7 protein-coding genes are annotated in these 19,247 nt (G+C 73.1%); 1 reads left to right on the top strand and 6 read right to left on the bottom strand.

From position 1 onward, the window contains the following. From ACFWX1_RS45005 to ACFWX1_RS44985, 5 genes are all read right to left on the bottom strand, one after another. Nucleotides 1-3,885: beta-ketoacyl synthase N-terminal-like domain-containing protein (locus tag ACFWX1_RS45005; protein ID WP_378396069.1), on the bottom strand; the 3,885-nt coding region annotated here is incomplete at its 3' end. A 14-nt stretch (nt 3,886-3,899) separates the two neighbouring features. Next, nucleotides 3,900-5,096, bottom strand: a complete 1,197-nt coding sequence (locus ACFWX1_RS45000; protein WP_378396068.1) for a cytochrome P450 — start codon at nt 5,094-5,096, stop codon at nt 3,900-3,902. A gap of 223 nt (nt 5,097-5,319) precedes the next feature. Next, complete coding sequence (locus ACFWX1_RS44995) at nt 5,320-6,789, bottom strand: AMP-binding protein (RefSeq protein ID WP_378396070.1); 1,470 nt, start codon at nt 6,787-6,789, stop codon at nt 5,320-5,322. 38 nt (nt 6,790-6,827) lie between these two features. Continuing rightward, nucleotides 6,828-7,757: an ACP S-malonyltransferase gene (locus ACFWX1_RS44990; protein WP_378396067.1), complete on the bottom strand. Its 930-nt coding sequence runs from the start codon at nt 7,755-7,757 to the stop codon at nt 6,828-6,830. Continuing rightward, entirely contained in the window at nt 7,754-8,656 is a 903-nt protein-coding gene (locus ACFWX1_RS44985; protein WP_378396066.1) for a proline iminopeptidase-family hydrolase, read from the bottom strand. Before ACFWX1_RS44985 ends, ACFWX1_RS44990 begins: the two co-directional genes overlap by 4 nt. A 214-nt stretch (nt 8,657-8,870) precedes the next feature. Between ACFWX1_RS44985 and ACFWX1_RS44980 the strand changes: the two genes are divergently transcribed. Further along, the gene (locus ACFWX1_RS44980) at nt 8,871-10,112 is read left to right on the top strand and encodes a nucleotide disphospho-sugar-binding domain-containing protein (protein WP_378396065.1); all 1,242 of its coding nucleotides are present in this window, start codon (nt 8,871-8,873) and stop codon (nt 10,110-10,112) included. Nucleotides 10,113-10,176: 64 nt separating this feature from the next. On the opposite strand, the gene ACFWX1_RS44975 is transcribed toward ACFWX1_RS44980, so the two are convergent. After that, nucleotides 10,177-19,230: an SDR family NAD(P)-dependent oxidoreductase gene (locus tag ACFWX1_RS44975; protein ID WP_378396064.1), complete on the bottom strand. Its 9,054-nt coding sequence runs from the start codon at nt 19,228-19,230 to the stop codon at nt 10,177-10,179. Nucleotides 19,231-19,247: the final 17 nt, after the last annotated feature.

The raw sequence follows: 19,247 nt of genomic DNA, 5'->3' as shown, positions 1-19,247 counted from the left end.
GGTTTTGGTTTTTTGGGGGGGGGGGGGGGGGGGGGGGGGGGGGTGGGGGGCCGCCCCCCCCGCCACACCCCCCCCCCGCCGGCGGCCGGGGTGGCGGTGCCGCCCCCGCTCAACCCCCCTCACCCCCCCCCGGCCCGCCCGCGGCCCCCCGCTGGCCTCCGCCAGGTCGATGGCGACACCGCCGCCCTCGGCCGCGGTGGTGATCCGTGCCCGTACGGCGGTGGCGCCCGCCGCGTGCACCGTGACGCCGGACCACGCGAACGGCAGCCGGATCTCGCCGTCGGCACGGGCCTCGGCGGCGGCGAAGTCGGTGGCGTGCAGGACGGCGTCGAGCAAAGCGGGATGCAGCCCGAAGCCACCAGCGGGACCGGGCAGGGCCACCTCGGCGAAGACCTCGTCGCCGCGCTGCCAGACCGCTTGCAGCCCACGGAAAAGCGGTCCGTACACGTAGCCCTCGGCGGAGAGGTCGTCGTACAGGGTCTCGATCGGTACGGCTCGTGCGCCCGGCGGCGGCCACTCGACGAGTTCGCGTCCCGCGGCCGGGGCCGTCGCGGTGAGCGTGGCTTCACCGTGCCACGTCCACGCCGCGTCTTCGTCGTGTTCCCTTCGCGCGTAGAACCGGACGGACCGGTCCCCGCTCTCGTCCGGGCGCGACACCACGGCCTGGAGCGCGACACCGCCGGATTCCGGCAGCACCAGCGGCGTCCGCAAGGTCAGTTCGCCGACTCCGGCACAGCCTGCCCGGCTCGCGGTGTACAGCGCCATGTCGACGAACGCGGTCGCGGGCAGCATGATCGAACCCGCGATGGCGTGTTCGGCGAGCCAGCCGTGGGTCGCGGGCGAAACCCGCCCGGTCAGCAGCATCCCGTCCCCGTCCGCGCGGCTGACGACGGCGGACAGCAGCGGATGCGCCGACCTGGCCTGGCCGAACCGGGCGGCATCCGTGGCGCCGCCACCGGGCGGGAGCCAGAACCGCTTGCCCTGGAAGGGATACGTCGGGAGATCGACAGGGCGGGCGGCCGGGACTATGGCGCGCCAGCCGACTTCGGCGCCCCGGGTGTACGCGGTGGCGACAGCGGTGAGGACCGTGACCGCTTCGGAGCGGTCTCGACGCAGTACCGGTACGGCCGTGACGCCCTCGGTCATCGCCGCGAGCACGGCGTCCGGGCCGAGTTCGAGCACGGTGCGCACGCCGGTACCCGCCATGACGCGGACGGCGTCGGCGAAGCGGACGGTATCGCGGACGTTGCGCAGCCAATGGTCCGGTGTGGACAGTCCGGCGGCGCCGATCACGTCACCGGTCACAGTGGACACAATCGTCGTCCGGGGCACGTGGTAGTCGACGACCTGGAGCACCCGGCGGTACTCCGCCAGCATCGGCTCCATCAGCGCGGAGTGGAACGCGTGCGAGACCCGCAGCCTGCTGGTCCGGTGCCCGCCGTCGGCCAGCAAGCCCGCAAGGGCGGCGACCTCCTCCTCGGCGCCGGACAGCACAACGGCGTCCCGTGCGTTGACCGCGGCGATGGACACGCCTCCGGTGAGCAGCGGCCGCACCTCGTCTTCGCGCGCCTGGACCGCGATCATCGCGCCCCCTCGGGGCAGTTCCTGCATCAGCCTGGCGCGTGCGGCCGCGACCAGGCACGCGTCCTCGAGCGACCACAGGCCCGCGACGTGCGCGGCGGCCAGCTCGCCTGCCGAGTGACCGGCGACGATCTCCGGGGTCACGCCCCAAGACTCCAGTAACCGGAACAACGCGACTTCCACCGCGAACAGGGCGCACTGCGCGTACGCGGTCTCGTCGAGCGCTTCGGGCTCGGACCCGTACAACACGTCACGCAGCGAACGCTCGAGTTGCAGGTCCAGGTAATCGATCGTCTCGTCGAGTGCGGCGGCGAACACCGGATAGCCGTGGTAGAGCTCGCGTCCCATGTCCAGCCGCTGCGAACCCTGCCCGGTGAACAGATACCCGACACCGCCGGGAGCGACCGTCCCGACGACGGCACCGGACGGTGTCTCGCCCTCGGCCAGCGCGTTCAGCGCCCGTACGGCCTCCTCGCCGTCCGGCGCGACGAGCACGGCCCGGTGCGGCAAGGACGCCCGCGCCGCCAACGTACCCGAAACGTCCACAAGGGACTGTCCGGGAAGCGCGGCCGCGAGCTGCCGCGCGTGGGCGCGCAGGGCCTGCTCACCGCGTGCCGACAGGGGCAGCGGGATCGCGGGTGGCGGCGTTTCCGCGACGGGTTCCGGTTCCGGCGGCGGGGCCTGCTCGATCACGACGTGGGCATTCGTGCCGCTGATCCCGAAGGAGGACACACCCGCGCGGCGCGGCCTTCCGGTCTCCGGCCACGGCCGGGCCTCGGTGAGCAGCTCGACCGACCCGGCCGACCAGTCCACGTGCGGCGTCGGCGTGTCCACGTGCAGGGTCGCGGGCAGTACGCCACGGCGGATCGCCATCACCATCTTGATGACCCCGGCGGCCCCCGCCGCCGCCTGGGTGTGGCCGAGGTTGGACTTGACCGAGCCCAGCCGCAGCGGTTCGGCGCGGTCCTGGCCGTAGGTGGCGAGCAGCGCGCTCGCCTCGACCGGATCGCCGAGCGCGGTCCCGGTGCCGTGCGCCTCGACAGCGTCCACATCGGACGGCCGGAGACCGGCGTCGGCGAGCGCCTGCCCGATCACCTGCCGCTGTGCCAGGCCGCTCGGCGCGGTGAACCCGTTCGACGCCCCGTCGGAGTTGACGGCACTGCCGCGCACGACGGCGAGCACGCGCTGTCCGTCGTGGACCGCGTCGGACAGCCGCCGCAGCACGAGCACGCCGGCGCCTTCGGCGAACCCGGTGCCGTCCGCGGCCGCGGCGAACGCCTTGCACCGCCCGTCCGGTGCCAGCCCGCGCTGCCTGCTGAACGCGGTGAACGTGCCCGGCCCGCCCATGACCGCCACCCCGCCGGCCAGCGCCAGCGAGCACTCCGCCCGGCGCAGCGCCTGGACCGCCAGGTGCAGGGCCACCAGCGACCCGGAACAAGCGGTGTCCACGGTGATCGCCGGACCAGCCAGCCCGAAGGTGTAGGCGACCCGGCCTGCGACGGCACTCGGTGCGGTACCGGTGAGCAGGTACCCGTCCAGTCCGTCCGCCGCCTCGAACAGCCGCGGCCCGTACTCCTGCGGCTCGCTGCCGAGGAACACCCCGGCCGGGGTGCCCCGCAGCGCGGCCGGGTCGATCCCCGCCCGCTCCAATGCCTCCCAGGTGATTTGCAGCACCAGCCGCTGCTGCGGGTCCATCGCGGCCGCCTCGCGCGGGCCGATGCCGAAGAAATCCGCGTCGAACTCGGCGGCGTCCGGCAGGAAACCGCCGACCCGGACGTAGCTGCCCGCCCGCGTGTCCGGGCCGTCGGCGAACAGGCCGTCGAGGTCCCAGCCCCGGTCGGCCGGAAAGCCGGTGAGCGCGTGCCCGCCCTCGGCCACCAGCCGCCACAGGTCCGCCGCCGAGCGGACTCCGCCGGGGTAGCGGCAGCCGATGCCCACGATCGCGATCGGCTCGTCCTCGCCCCGGGGCGCGGCGGCGACGGCGGTTTCCGCCCCGGTCTCCCCGGCGAGCAGTGCGCCGAGATGAGCGGCGAGGGCGGCGGGCGTCGGATGGTCGAACGCGACGGTCACGGGCAACGCGAGCCCGGTCTCCGCGCTCAGCCGGGCGTGCAGCGCGACCATCGCGAGCGAGTCGAAACCGGTCTCGCGCAACGCGCGGTCGGCGTCGACCGCGGCGGGCGCGTCCGGCCGCACTTCGCGCAGCACGGCGAGCACGCTCTCGTGCACCAGGCCGGACAGGACCCGGCGCCGCTCGGCCGCGCTTCCCCCGGCGAGCCGGTCGGCCAGTGCCTTCGATGTCGTCATTCGCGTCCCCCTTCTCACCAGGCCAGCGGCAGGACCGAGGGACCACGGACGATCACGCCGTAGGTCCACTCGACGTCCCCCGCGAGCCGCAGGCCGGGCATCCGGTCCAGCAGCACGGTCAGCGCCTCCCGCAGTTCGAGCCGGGCCAGCTGCGCGCCGACGCAATGGTGCGGGCCGTGCCCGAAAGCCAGGTGCGGATTGGTTTTCCGCGTGAGGTCCAAGCGCTCCGGATCGGCGAACACCGCCGGATCCCGGTTCGCCGCGGCCAGCGCGGGCAGCACCGGGTCGCCCGCGCGCACGACGACATCGCCGAACCGGACGTCGGTGGTGGCGTAGCGGGCGAACATCGCGGCGGTGTTGATCGGCACGTACCGCAGCAGCTCTTCCACCGCCGTCGGCATCAGCTCGGGCCGTTCCCGCAGCAGCGCGAGCTGATCGGGATGGGTGAGCAGCGCGTACACGAAGCTCGGCAGCCCCGACGAAACCGTCTCGACACCGCCGGTCAGCAGGCCGGGCCCGGCGATGGAGATCAGTTCGTCCTCGGTCAGCTTGTCGCCGTGATCGCGGGCGAAGACCAGCGCGCCCAGCAGATCGTCGGTCGGCTCCGCACGGCGCCGGGCGATCAGGCCCGCCATGTACTCGCCGAGTTCGGTGCCGACCTGGTGCAGCACGTCCCCCTTCGCGGTGGAGTCGTTCGTCAGCCCCTCGGTCCACCGGCGGAACACCGCGTGATCGGACAGGGGTACGCCGAGCAGATCGCAGATCACGGTGACCGGCAGCAGCCGGGCGAAGTCCTCCACCAGATCGGCGGGCTGCCCCTTGGCCAGCATGTCGTCGAGCAGCCGGGCGGCCAGCGCGCGGACGCCGTCACGCATCTTCTCCACGCGGCGGGCGGTGAACGCCTTGCCCACCAGCCTGCGCAGCCGGGTGTGCTCGGGCGGGTCCATGCCCATGATCCCGTCGCCCTCGTTCTCCCGGCGCAGCCGCGGCTGGTCGAGTCCCTGCGCCAGCGCACGGCTGAACCGCGAGTCGGTCAGCACGAGCTTGACGTCGGCGTATCCGGTCGCCAGCCAGGCGGGCTCGCCGTAGGGCAGCCGCACCCGGCACATCGGTTCCTCGGTACGCAGCGTCGCGTACCTCTCCGATACCTCGATCGTTTCCATCTCGAACGGGTACGGGTAGCACTGGGCGACGTCGCTCGTCCACGCCATTCCCGGCCTCCTTCATCAGATTCCCTTCGATGGCCGGGGAAAGCGCGACACGCCACGCCGGGGAATTTCCGCACCGTCCACAACGCACTCCGGAAACCGTCGTGGAAATCCAGTGAAATGCCCAGCTCACCCACCACCGAATTGTTTCCCCGGCAGCGAAACCGAATTCGGCCCGACCGGAAATCTACTGCGCGCGGGGGCCGTCCCACCCCCTAGCGTCCCCCTACTCTCGCGCCCGCGCGGCCAGCGCGGACCGGTCCAGCTTCCGGTTGGCGTTCACCGGGAACTCGTCGACGTGGTGATAGCGGCGCGGGATCAGCCCGTCGGGCAGCACTTCGCGCAACGCACTGGCGAAAGCGATCGGCGCCACGGGCTCGCCGAGGTAGAACACGGCCAGTTCGGTTCCGTCCGCGCCGGGCACGCCCACCACCACCGCGTCCCGCACGATCCCGGTGTCCCGCAGCGCGTGCTCGATCTCGGCGGGTTCGACCCGCCAGCCCCGGACCTGCACCTGCGAGTCCAGCCGCCCGACGTAGCCGAGTTCCCCGTTGCCGAGCCGCCGGACCCTGTCGCCGGTGCGGTACCAGCGCTTTCCGTCCCGCTCGAAGAACCGCCCCTCGCCGTCGGCCGGGTCCAGGTAACCGGGGGTCAGCTGCGGCCCGGCCACGCAGAGCTCACCCTCGTCGTCACCTCCGAGCAGCAGGTGGTCGTGGCCGTCGTTGGGCAGCCCGATCGGGACGACGCCGTTGACCGCGAGCAGGGGTGATTCCTCGCTGTGCCACCGGTGCGCGGTGACGGTGACCGTGGCCTCCGTCGGACCGTACAGGTTCTCCACGACGCTGCCGGGCGCCGCCCGGCACCAGTCCTGGACGTCACGGCACTGCAGTGCCTCACCGGCGAAGAAACTCCAGCGCAGGCCCGGAAACGCGCCATCGGCGAGCGCGCCCGTCCGGCGGGCGAGGGCGATCGCGCTCGGCGTCGAGAACCACACCGTCACGCGGTTGCCCGCGAGGAAGGCGGACAGATCGCGGTAGGCCTGCCGGGCGGGCACGGCGACCGCCGCGCCCGCGCCCCACGCGCAGAACAGGTCGAACAGCGAACAGTCGAAATTCAGGTCGAACGTCTGCGAGAAGACATCGGCGGCGGTGAAGCCGAACCGGGCGTCGAGGAAACCGAAATAGTGCTCGACGTTGCCGTGGCTGATCGCGACGCCCTTCGGACGGCCGGTCGAGCCGGAGGTGAACAGCAGATAGGCCACGTCGTCCGGCCGGACGGTCCTCGGCTCGGTCAGGGCCCGGGTTCCCGGGGTGTCCCCGGTGATCACCAGCGCGTCGCCGATGTCCACATCGGACAGTCGTTTCGCGCCCGCCGCGTCGACGATCAGCGCTCCTGCCTTCGCCGCGTCCAGCATGTGCTGGGTCCGGACGGCCGGGAAGCCGGGACGCAGCGGGACGACGGTCGCGCCGGCGTAAAGGGTGGCGAGAATGCCCGTGTACGCGGCCGGTCCCTTCTCCGCGAGCACACCGACGACGCGGTTCTCGCGCCCGGCCAGCATTCCGGCCAGGCTCAGCGCACGCTCGTGCAGCTCGGTGTAGGTCAGTGTCCCGGTGTCCAGCACGACCGCGGGGCCGTGCGGCGAACGGGCCAGCCCTCGCAGGAAGCGGCCGTGCAGTCCGGGCACGGTGACCGTCATCGCGTCCACGACATCCCTCCGCTGGTTCGCACTGCCGCTCACGGGACCGGTGCGCCACGACGGCGCGGCCGCAGGGCACGACGGGGGTTCGCCGCGATCACCTCGAAATTCGCCTTGGTGACGCCGATCCGGCCGAAGAGACTGTCCACTCCGGCCACACACACCGTGCCGACACCGCGATCCCGCAACGTCGCCACGACGGCGGGCCAGCGCAGCGGGCGCACGTAGCTGTCCAGCAGCATGGTGCGCAGCTCACCGGCGGTGGTCAGCACGGCGCCGTCCTGGTCGGCGACCACCGGCAGGACCGGATCCCGGAAGTCCAATCCTGCCAGCACTTCCTTCTCCGCCCGGTCCCGCAGCCCGGCGAAGACCGAGGCGTGCAGGGGCGGGCGCATCGTATAGAGCGGCAGGCCACCGAGGGACCGGATCCGCCCGTCGAGCCATTCCACGTTCTTCTCGCGCAACGACACCATGAACATGTCGTCGTCGACGTAACAGGAGATCTCGCACCACTGCCCGCGCGCGGTGAGTTCGCCCAGCGCCTCCCGGAGCCCCGGCTCGGGCGTGCGCGCGAACGAGCGCGTCACGACATCGGTGTGCTCGCCCGCGAAATAGGCGTCCAGGCAGCGCGCCCGGCGCTCGGTCAGCTTCAGCCCGTCGGTGAAGGACAGCGCGCCCGCATACACCACGGCCGGGATCTCGCCGAAGCTCGGACCGGCGCACCACCGCGGCAGTACTCCGAGTTCCCGTTCCGCCCAGCGGGCCAACGCCAGGCAGTTGACGAAGAACGAGAGCTGGGCGTACTCGGAATAGTCGCCTTCGGTGTCCCGGAACCTGTCGGCCAGCGAGTAGCCGAGAAACTCGTCCGCTTCGGCGATCAGTTCCCTGGCGATCGGGTCGGCCAGCATGAACCTGCCGACCTCGGCGAAGCCGGCCGGGCTCATCCCGGGAAAGACCATCGCGCTCATGGCGTGCCCTCCAGTGCCTTCAGATAGTCGACGAGGACAGCGTCGAACCGCTCGGGTTCCTCCAGGTGCGGCACGTGGCTGGACTCCTCGAAGATCTCCCAGCGGACGTCCGGGATCTTCTCGGCGAAGGGCCGGACCGTGACCGGCGTGGCCTCGTCGTGCCTGCCGGACAGCACGAGGGCGGGCACCGCGATCTCGGACAGGCAGTCCTCGACCGACCAGTCCTTGAGGGTGCCGGTGACGTGGAACTCGCTCGGCCCGTTCATGGTCAGGTAGACCGTGGAATCGTTCGCGGTCTCCATGAAGGACGCGAGGTAGTCGCGCGGCCACGGCACGATCCGGCAGACGTGCCGGTCGTAGAACACCCGCATGGCACGGTAGTACTCCTCGGAATCGGTGGTGCCCGCGGTCTCGTGCGCGCGCAGCGTGGCGTCCACATCGGACGGAAGAGCGCCGCGCAACACGGCCATCTCCGCGCGCCACAGCACGTAGGACGCGGGCGAGTTCGCGATCACCAGGCCGCGCAGGCCCGCCGGCCTGCCCGCGGCGTGCCGCGCGGCCAGCATGCCGCCCCACGACTGTCCGAAGAGGACGTAGTCGTCCGCGACGCCGACCGCGCGCAGCAGGTTGTCGAGTTCGTCGAGGAACAGATCCACCGTCCAGAACCCGCCGTCCCGGCCGGGCAGGTGGGTCGAGCCTCCGTTGCCGAGCTGGTCGTAGTGCACCACCGGCCAGCCCTGCCCGGCCAGCGCGGTCAGGCGCAGCAGATAGTCGTGCGTACTGCCGGGCCCGCCGTGCACGACGACGACCGCGGGCTTGCCCGCGCCGAGCTCGCCGGTCACCCGGTACCAGGTCCGGAACTCCCGGAACGGCGCGAATCCTTTGACCGTCGTGGCCACCACAGGCGCTCACTCCATTCTCGTGCCCGCACTGTCTATCCGCCGCGAACGGGAGTGCCGCCCCCTAATCTCGATGCGGCCCCTCGACCGGCCTGCCCGGTCCCGACCCGCGGGAAGGACGCACGGACGCCCCCTAAATGTCGCCGCGGCAACGCGTCGAGGGTGTGCGTGCTCGGTACGCTGCGCCCTTCCGACGCCCTCGTCTGGAGGCGTGATGCGCGTACTGCTGATGTCTTTTCCCACCCGGACCCACGTCTACAGCCTCGCCCCGCTCGGCTGGGCGCTGCGCGCGGCGGGCCACGAAGTCCGCTACGCCGGTCAACGCAATCCCTCCGAGGTGGAACCCTTCCTGGAGACCGGGCTCGACGCCATGTGGTTCGGCGACGACCTCGATCTCGCGCTGCACCGCCGGTTCGCCGCCGCCGACCAGCCGATGGACGCCGAGTACAAGCTTTCGGAGTCCCGGGAGGAACGCTTCACCGACGACTACGTCCGCACGGTGTACGCGATGTGGGCGCAGTCGTTCCGGTACTTCGCCCCGGATTCGTTCCTGGAGCAGGCCCTGGCGTTCGCCCGGCGCTGGCGGCCCGACCTCGTCGTGTGGGATCCGATGATCTACGCGGGTCCGCTGATCGCCAAGGCCGTCGGCGCCGTACACGTGCGGATGCTCTACGCGCTCGATCAGCCGGCCCGGCTGTTCGCCCAGCATCGCGCGCTCCGGCGCCGCGAACCGGGGCCGGACCCGATGGTCGCGTGGATGTCGGAGTGGCTCGGCAGGCACGGCCTCGCCTTCAGCGACGACCTGCTGCTCGGCATGGCCACCATCGACCCGTCACCGGCGTGCATCCGGTATCCGCTGGACATCGGCTACCTGCCCGCCCGGTTCGTCCCGGTGAACCGGCCGCTCCCGGTCCCGCCCTGGGTACTGGAAAAGCCCGGCAGGCCACGCGTGTGCCTGACACTCGGCGTGTCGAACCGGCAGATCCACGGCCGCGAGCAGGCGTCGGTGACCGATCTGATGGACGCGGTCGACGGCCTGGACATCGAGGTGATCGCCACCCTGAACCCGGATCAGCTCACCGGGGCCCGCCGGGTCCCGCCCAACGTCAAGGCCGCCGGTTTCGTGCCCATGAACGAGTTGCTGCCGTCCTGTTCGGCGATCGTGCACCAGGGCGGTGGCGCGACCATCGGCAACGCCGTCGTGCACGGCGTGCCGCAGCTGATCGTCCCCGGGACCACGTGGAGCGAGCGCGCTTCCGCGGTGGCACAGGAAAAGCGCGGCTACGGCTTGTTCGTCGACCTGGAGGACATCACTGCCGAGCGGATCCGCGCCGCGCTGACGCGGCTGCTGGAAGAGCCTTCCTTCAAGGAGAACGCAGCCCAGGTGCGGGACGAGATGCTGGCCGCTCCCCCGCTGACCGACATCGTTTCCCGGCTCGAAGCCATGACCGCCTGACCCCTCGCCCGGCGCCGGACCGGGTGCTCCCGGACCTCGTGGTCCGGGAGCACCCGGTTCGCCGTCACGCCAGCTGGAGTTCCAGTTCGGCGGTCATGTGCTCGGCGAGCCTGGCCGGCGTCTCGTGGTCGAAGACCGCGCTGGGCTCCAGCCAGAGACCGGTGACGGCGGTGAGCACCGAACGCAGCTCCATGGCGGTCAGCGAGTCGAAACCCGCGTCGAAGAACGTGCGATCGGCCGCCACCGCGTCCGTGCCGGCGTGCCCCAGTTGCGTGGCGGCCAGCGTCAGCACCATGGTCAGCATCTCCCTGCCCCGCCGCTCCGGCGGCATCCCCGCCAGCTTCGCGCGGAACTCGTTCGGATCCGCGGCCTTGACCTCGGTGGCGTTCCGCCGTTTGCGCGGCGCCAGTACCCGGAAGATCGGCGGCAGGTCCCGCGCGCCGCCGTCACCGAGGTCCAGCTTGGTCGCGACGAGCACCGGCTCCGGGCGTGCCGACGCCTCGGTGAACAGGGCCAGTCCCTCCTCGTTGCTCAGCGTCGCCATGCCGGTGCGGGCGATGCGGTCCCGGAACGACCTGCTCATGTCCTTGGTCATCCCGGACGGCTGTGCCCACAGGCCCCACGCGATCGACTGCGCGGCAAGGCCCTTCGCCCGCCGGTAGGTGGCCAGCGCGTCGAGGAAGGAGTTGGCCGCCGCGTAGTTCGCCTGGCCGGGCGCGCCGCGCGCGCCCGATGCCGAGGAGAACAGGACGAACGCGGTCAGGTCCAGCTCCGCGGTCAGCTCGTGCAGGTTGACCGCCACGTCCACCTTGGGGCTCAGCACCGTGTCGATCTGGCGGGGCGTCATCGTCGTGAACACCGCGTCGTCCAGGACGCCCGCGGCGTGCACCACCCCGGTCAGCGGATGCTCGGCCGGAACGCGGTCCAGCACCGCGGCCAGCGCGGCGCGGTCGGCGCAGTCGACCGCGGCGACGGTGGCCTCGGCACCGAGTTCGGCCAGCTCCCGCACCAGGAGGTCCGCTCCCGCGGCCGCCGGGCCCCGCCTGCTGACCAGCAGCAGGTCGCGCACGCCGAACTCGGTGACCAGATGCCTGGCCAGCAGGCCGCCCAGCGTGCCGGTGCCGCCGGTGATCAGCACGGTGCCGCCGGGCCGGAAGGACGTGCTCGGCCCGGCCTCCCGCTCCGCCGTCCGGACCAGCCGGGTCACGTACGGAATCCCTTCGCGCAGCACGATCTGCGGTTCACCGCCGGCCGCGACCGCGGCGACGACGGCCGTCGACGCGGGGGTGCCGTCGACGTCGACGAGCACGAACCGGCCGTTGTTCTCCGACTGGGCCGAGCGGATCAGCCCCCACACCGCCGCCGCGCCGAGATCCGTCATGACCTCTTCCGCGATCCGGACGGCGCCACGGGTGACCAGGACCAGCGTCGAGGACGCGTAGCGTTCCTCGGCGAGCCAGCGCTGTGCCAGGTCGAGTACCTCCCGCACGCCGTCCGCCGCGCGGTCCGCGGCGGCGGTCCGGTCGAGCAGCACGAACTCCGGCGGAGTGGTCCCGGCGGCGAACAGCGCCGGGAGATCCGGATACACCGCGGCGTCACCCAGCGACGCGGCGAAGCCCGGTTCGTCCCGGCCCACGACCGCCCAGGTGCCCGGCGGCTCGCCCGGTACCGCGCCCGCGGTGGGCCCGGAGCGCTGCCAGTCCACGGTGAACAGCAGATCGGGCCTTGCCCTGGTGGCGTTCTGCGCCGCGGCGAGCGCTTCGGCGGAGATGGCGCGCAGTGCCAGCGAACCGATCGAGGCCACCGGTTGCCCGTCGGCGTCGGCCATGTCGATCGCCACCCCGCCGCGCGCGGGCCCGATCCGTACCCGGACGGTGGTCGCGCCCGCGGCGTGCAGTTCGACGCCGGTCCACACGAACGGCAGCCCGCCGTCCCCGTCCTTGCGCAGGCCGAGGATGTGCAGGGTGGCGTCGAGCAGGGCGGGGTGGACACCGAAGCGCCGGGCGTCGCTGCGGGCGTCGTCGGGGAGGGTCACCTCGGCGAACACCTCGTCGCCGCTCGTCCACGCCTTGCGGACGCTCCGGAACGTCGGGCCGTAGTTCAGGCCCGCGGCCGCGAGACTCGCGTAGAGCGCGTCGACGTCGGCCGGTTGTGCGGCGGCCGGCGGCCATTGGGCGAGATCGGCGACGGGCCGGTCCACGCCCGGCACGAGCGTCCCCGCCGCGTGCCGGGTCCACGGCGTCCCGTCCGGGGCGTCCGCCAGTCGCGAGTGGACGGTCACGGCGCGGGCGCCGGTTCCGTCCGGCTCCTCCACCAGCACCTGAACGCGCACCGCGGCCTTGTCCGGGATGACCAGGGGTGCCTCCAGCCGCAGTTCCCGCACCGCGCCGCAGCCGGCGCCGTCGCCCGCGCGGATGGCCAGCTCCAGCAAGCCCGCGCCGGGGAAGAGAAGCACGTCCCCGGCGGCGTGGTCGGCCAGCCAAGGGTGCGACGACAGCGAAAGCCTGCCGGTGCAGAGCACCGCGTCCGTTCCCGCGAGGGGAATCGACGCGCCGAGCAGCGGATGGCCCGCCCCGTCGAGTCCCGCGGCGGCGACGTCGGCGACCGCGACGGTGTCCTCCAGCCAGTACCGCTGCCGGTCGAAGGCGTACGGCGGCAGCGGGATCCGCCTGCCACCACGGCCGGCATAGATCCTGCCCCAGTCCACCGGCGCACCGTGCACGTGCAATGCCGCGACGGCCGACAGCGCCGAGTCGGCTTCGGGGCGGCCCTTGCGCATGATCGCGGTGAGCGCGAGGTCTTCGGTGTCGGCGAGGCAGTCCCGGACCATGCCGGTGAGCACGCCGTCCGGCCCCAGTTCGACGAACCGGGTGACACCGTGCTCGCGCAGGCCGAGCACGCCGTCGTGGAACCGGACCGCCTGCCGCACCTGCCGAACCCAGTACCCGGGGTCGGCCAGTTCCCCGTCGGTGGCGAGCTCGCCGGTCACGTTGGACATGATCGGGATGCCCGGGGCACCGAACGTCAGGCCGCGGGCGATCTCCTCGAACTCCTCCAGGATCGGCTCCATCCGGGGCGAGTGGAACGCCCGGCGCACGGAGAGCCGCTTGGTCTTGTGCCCGAGCTTCGCCAGCCGCCCGGCGATGTCCAGTACCGCGGCCTCGTCACCGGAGAGCACCACCGCGCGAGGCCCGTTCACCGCCGCTATGTCCACTTCGGACTCACGGCCGGCGAGCAGCGGCCGCACCACCGGCTCCGGTGCCGTCACCGAAACCATCGCACCGCCCGAAGGCAGTTCCTGCATGAGCGCGCCGCGCGCGGCGACCAGCGCACACGCGTCCTTGAGCGACAGCACACCCGCGATATGCGCGGCGACGAGCTCGCCGACCGAATGTCCGAGCAGCACATCCGGCCGTACTCCCCAGGACTGCATGAGCCGCGCCAGCGCGACTTCGACCGCGAACAACCCGGCCTGGGTGAAGACCGTCTGGTCGAGCAGGCTCGCCGCCGGCGAGCCCTCGGGCGCGAACAGCACCTCCCGCAACGGCCGGTCCAGATGCGGGTCGAGGTTCTCGCACACCGCGTCGAGGGCCTTGGCGAAGGTTGCGAAGGTGCCGTACAGCTCGCGGCCCATGCCCGCGCGTTGCGCGCCTTGCCCGGTGAACAGGAACGCCGTGCGGCCGGCGGCCCGCGCGGTGCCGAGCACGACCCGCGGGGAGGGCACTCCCTCGGCGACGTCGAGCAGGTTCGACCACAGCTCGTCGCGGTTCGTGCCGAGGACCACGGCCCGGTGCTCGAACGGGGATCGCGAGGTGGCCAGTGTGAAGCCGACGTCCAGCGCGGAGAGTTCGCCGTCCGCCTCGACCATGTCCGCGACGCGCTGTGCCTGTGCCCGCAACGCGGCCTTGGTACGGGCCGAAACCAGCCAGGGCAACGTGATGGTGTCCGGCGACGGCTCGTCGAGCCCGGCCGGCACGCTGGGTTCCGGCCGGCCGGCCGGCTGCTCCAGGATGACGTGCGCGTTGGTGCCGCTCAGGCCGAACGCCGAGACCGCCGCCCGGCGCGGGCGGCCGCCGGTGGTCCACTCACGCTGCTCGGTGAGCAGCCGGACATTGCCCGCCGACCAGTCCACGTGCTCGGACGGCTCGTCGGCGTGCAGCGTCTTCGGCAGTGTCGCGTGCCGCATGGCCTGCACCATCTTGATCACGCCCGCGACGCCCGCCGCGGCCTGGGTGTGCCCGATGTTGGACTTGACCGAGCCCAGCCACAGCGGCCGGTCCGCCGGCCGGTGCTGCCCGTAGGTGGCCAGCAGGGCCTGTGCCTCGATCGGGTCACCGAGCGCGGTGCCGGTGCCGTGCCCTTCGACCACGTCGACGTCCGAGGGCCGCAGGCCCGCCACGGCGAGCGCGCGGTGGATGAGCCGCTGCTGGGCCGGGCCGCTCGGCGCGGTGATGCCGTTGCTGGCGCCGTCGGAGTTCACCGCCGACGCGCGGACGAGCGCCAGTACCTCGTGCCCGTTCCGGACGGCGTCGCTGAGCCGTTCGAGCACGAGCACACCGACCCCTTCGGACCACGACGTGCCGTCGGCGGCGGACGAATACGCCTTGCAGCGGCCGTCGAGTGCCAGGCCGCCCATCCGCGCGAACTCGACGAAGCTGCCGGGCGTCCCCATCACCGTGACACCGCCGGCCAGCGCGAGCGTGCAGTCGCCCTGCTTGAGCGCCTGCACGGCCCAGTGCAGCGCGACCAGCGACGACGAGCAGGCAGTGTCCACAGTGGTCGCGGGGCCTTCCAGCCCGAGCGTGTAAGCCACCCGGCCGGAGACGACGCTGCCCTGCGCGCCGACCAGCGAGAGGTTCTCCTGCTCGGCCTCGTTGCCCTGGGACACCGCGGTGAACACGCCGAGGCCGTAGTCGCTGCCGAAGGCACCGGCGAACACCCCGGTCGGGCTGCCGCGCAACGACATCGGGTCGATCCCCGCGCGTTCGACCGCCTCCCAGCACGCTTCGAGCAACTGCCGTTGCTGCGGCTCGATCAGCGCCGCCTCCTTCGGGCTGATCCCGAAGAAGGCCGGGTCGAAATCGCCTGCGCCCGCGATGAAGCCGCCTTCGGGGACGTGCGTGGCCCCGGTCTGCGGGTCGACGAGTTCGCCGACGTCCCAGCCGCGATCGTCCGGGAACGGGGTGATGCCGTCCTCACCGGCCAGCACCATCCGCCACAGCGCCTCCGGTGAGTCGACGCCGCCGGGGAACCGGCAGCTCATCCCGACGATCGCGATGGGATCCGTGTCCGCGGGCCGCTCCCCGCCGGACGCGGTGACCGCCGCCTCCCCCGCACCGGTCAGCTTCTCGTACAGGTGCTTGGACAGGATTTCCGGTGTCGGGTGGTCGAACACCGCCGTCGCGGGCAGGTCGACACCGACCGCGGCGTTGAGCGCGTTGCGCAGTTCCAGCGCTGTCAGCGAATCGAAGCCGAGACCTTGGAAGGTCCGGTCCGCCTCGACGGCTTCGCCGGAGCCGTGCCCCAGCACCGCCGCGACGTGCCCGCGGACGAGGTCGCGCAACGCGCCGGCGCGATCCGCCTCGGCCATGGCGAGCAGCTTGCGGCGCAGCGCATCCGCGCCGGGGCCCGCGCCGGCGGCCTCGCGCCTGACCGCGGGCACCAGTGCGCGCAACGGCTCGGGCACCGCCGCGCCCTGCCCGCGCAGGCCCGGCACGTCGATGCCGAGCGGCACGACGTGCGGCGTGTCCCCGGTCCACACGGCGTCGAAGAGCGCCAGGCCGTCAGCCGCCGGCAGCGGGACCAAGCCGCCGCGGGAGCGGCGGGCGCGTTCGGCTTCGGCGATGTCGCCGGTCATGCCGCCCTCGGTGGCCCACTCGCCCCAGGACAGCGACACCGCGGGCAGGCCGGCGGCCCGCCGATGCGCGGCCAGACCGTCGAGCACGGCGTTGGCCGCCGCGTAGTTCGCCTGGCCGGGAGCGCCGAGCACACCGGCGGCCGAAGAGAACAGCACGAACGCGGCGAGGTCGTGGCCGGCGGTCAGCTCGTGCAGCACCAGCGCGGCATCGGCCTTGGGCCGCAGCACCGTGTCGATCCGCTCGGGCGTGAGCGAGGACAGCACGCCGTCGTCGAGCACGCCCGCCGCGTGGACGACCGCGGTCAGCGAACGCCCCTCCAGTGCCTTCGCCACGGCGTCGCGGTCGGCGACGTCGCAGGCGGCCATCGACACCCGGGCGCCGAGCTCGGTCAGGGAGCGGGCCAGCGCGCCGGCACCTTCGGCGTCCGGGCCGGAACGGCTGAGCAGCACCAGATCCCGCGCGCCGTGCGCGGTGACGAGATGCCGGGCCACGAGTCCGCCCAGCGCACCGGTCGCGCCGGTGATCAGCACGGTGCCGTCCGGATCGAGGGTTCGCCGCGCGCCGTCCGGGGTGAACCGGGCGAGGCCCGGCCCGTACACCATCCCGCCCCGCACGATGGCCTGTCCGATGCCCGCGGCCAGCATTCCGGGCAGCAGCGCCGGGACGCGGGCGCGGTCGTCGGTGTCGACCAGGACGATCCGGCCGGGGTGCTCGGACTGCGCCGCGCGGATCAGGCCCCACACCGCCGCGCCCGCGAGATCGGTCACGTCCTCGCCCGGCCGCGCGACCGCGCCCCGGGTGACCACGACCAGCTTCGCCGCCGCGAACCGCTCGGCCGCGAGCCACTGCCGCAGGACCTCCAGCACGCGGTGCGTGGCCGCGCGGACGTCGTCCGCGGTCATGCCGCCGCCCGCGGCGAGCAGGAACGCGCCGGGTGTGACACCCGGCCACCGCGGGTCCGGGATGTCATCGACGTCTTCGATGTCCACTGTGGACACTTCGGCGGCACCGGTGGGCAGTGGGGCGGGCACCCAGTCGAGCCGGAACAGCGCGTCGCGGACCGCGCCGGGCCCGCCCGCGACCTGATCGGCCGCGATCCGGCGCAGCGTCAGTGCGTCCACGGACAGCACCGGCGCACCGGCCGTATCGGCCACGGTCAGCCGCACGGTGTCCCCGTCGGCGGGAGTGACCCGCACCCGCACCCGCGAAGCACCGGTGGCGTGCAATTCGATGCCCGCGAAGGCGAACGGGACCGTCGCGTCGCCGGAGCCGGGGCTCGCACCGTCCGCCCGCAGGCCGATGGCGTGCATCGTGGCGTCGAGCAGCGCCGGATGGATGGCGTACTGGCCGGCGTCAGGTTCGGCCGTGCCGGGCAGTTCGACCTCGGCGAAGACCTCCGCGCCACGCCGCCAGGCCGCGCGCAGCCCCCGGAACGCCGGTCCGTAGTGCAGCGGGCTCCCGGCGAGGTGGGCGTAGAAATCGTCGACCGGTAGGGCGCGAGCCGCCTCGGGCGGCCATGGGGCGAAGTCCGGATCGGCTTCGGCGGTGCGCGAGAGCGCGCCGGTGAGCGTGCCGCTCGCGTGCCGGACCCAGCCGCTCGACAGCGCGCCCCGCCGCAACTCGTCGTCACCACGGGAATAGACGGCGACGCTCCGGCGGCCACCGGCGTCCGGCCCGTCGAGGGCGATCTGGATCACCACGCCGCCGGTCTCGGGCAGTGCCAAGGGCGCTTCCAGTGTCAGGTCCTCGATCCGGTCGTGGCCGACCTCGTCGCCCGCGCGCCGGACCAGCTCGACGAAGGCGGCGCCGGGCACCACCACGCGGCCGAACACCCGGTGGTCGGCCAGCCACGGCACGGTCGCCGCGGACAGCCTGCCGCTCAGCAGCACGGCCCCGGAACGGGCGTCGCCGATCATCGCGCCGAGCAGCGGATGCCCCGGCGCGACCAGCCCGGCCGCGCCGACGTCACCGGTGTTCTGCGCGCCGAGCCAGAACGCCGAGGTCTGGAAGGCGTACGTCGGCAGGCTTACGCGGCGGGCACCGGTCCCGGCGTACCAGGCGTTCCAGTCGACGTGGACGCCACGCGTGTGCAACCGCCCGACGAGCATGGCCACGGCCGCCGCCTCCGGGCGGCCCTTGCGGGTGGCGGCAGCGAAGGTGGCCTTCCCCGTGCGGGTCTGCTCGCCCATGGCGGTGAGCACCGCGTCCGGGCCGAGTTCGGCGAACACGGTGGTGCCATGGGATTCCAGCGCTCGCACGGCATCGGCGAAGCGGACCGTGCCGCGCACGTGCCTCACCCAGTACTCCGGCGAGCACAGCTCGGCCTCGGTGGCGAGTTCCCCGGACACCGTGGACACGATCGGGAAGTCCGGTACCGCGTAGGCGATTTCCTCCGCGACCGCACGGAAATCGGCCAGCATGGGATCCATGTGGTGTGAGTGGAACGCGTGCGAAACGCGCAGCGCGCTCGTCTTGCGGCCCTCGGCTTCGAGCACGCGTCCCGCCTCGGCGACCGCGTCCGCGTCGCCGGACAGCACGATCGCGGACGGTCCGTTGACCGCCGCGACGGCCACCCGGCCGCCGAGCAGCGGCGCGACCTCGTCCTCGGTGGCCTGCACCGCGAGCATGGCGCCGCCGGACGGCAGCGCCTGCATCAGCTTGCCGCGGGCGGCCACCAGGCGGCACGCGTCCTCGAGCGAGAACACACCGGCGACGTGCGCGGCGGCGATCTCGCCGATCGAATGCCCCGCGAGGAAGTCGGGCGTCACGCCCCACGACTCCACCAGGCGGTACAGCGCGACCTCGAACGCGAACAGCGCGCACTGGGTGTAGACGGTCTGATCGAGGCCGTCGGGGTCGTCGTCGATGACCGTCCTCGGTGGACGGTCCAGGTGCGCATCGAAGGCCGCGCACACGGCGGCGTACGCCTCGGCGAAAACCGGATAGGTGGCGGCCAGCTCGGCACCCATGCCGGGCCGCTGGGCGCCTTGGCCGGTGAACACCATCGCCAGCTTCGCCGCGGCGCGCGCGGTGCCCTCGGCCGTCGAGGGACCGGCTTCGCCCCGGGCCAGCGCGCGCAGCCCGGCCAGCAACTCGTCCCGGCCGGTGCCGACGACCACGGCCCGGTTGTCCAGCGCGGCACGCGTGGTCGCCAGGGAGAAACCGACGTCGGCCGGATCGAGATCGCCCACCGCCGCGGCCAGCCGCCCGGCCTGCGCCCGCAGTGCCGCGGCCCCGCGGGCGGACAGCGCCCACAGCACCGGTGCGGCCGGACCGG

It is taken from the genome of Amycolatopsis sp. NPDC059021 (assembly GCF_042739895.1).
Lineage (GTDB): Bacteria > Actinomycetota > Actinomycetes > Mycobacteriales > Pseudonocardiaceae > Amycolatopsis.
This window is presented reverse-complemented; position numbering and strand designations above follow the sequence as displayed.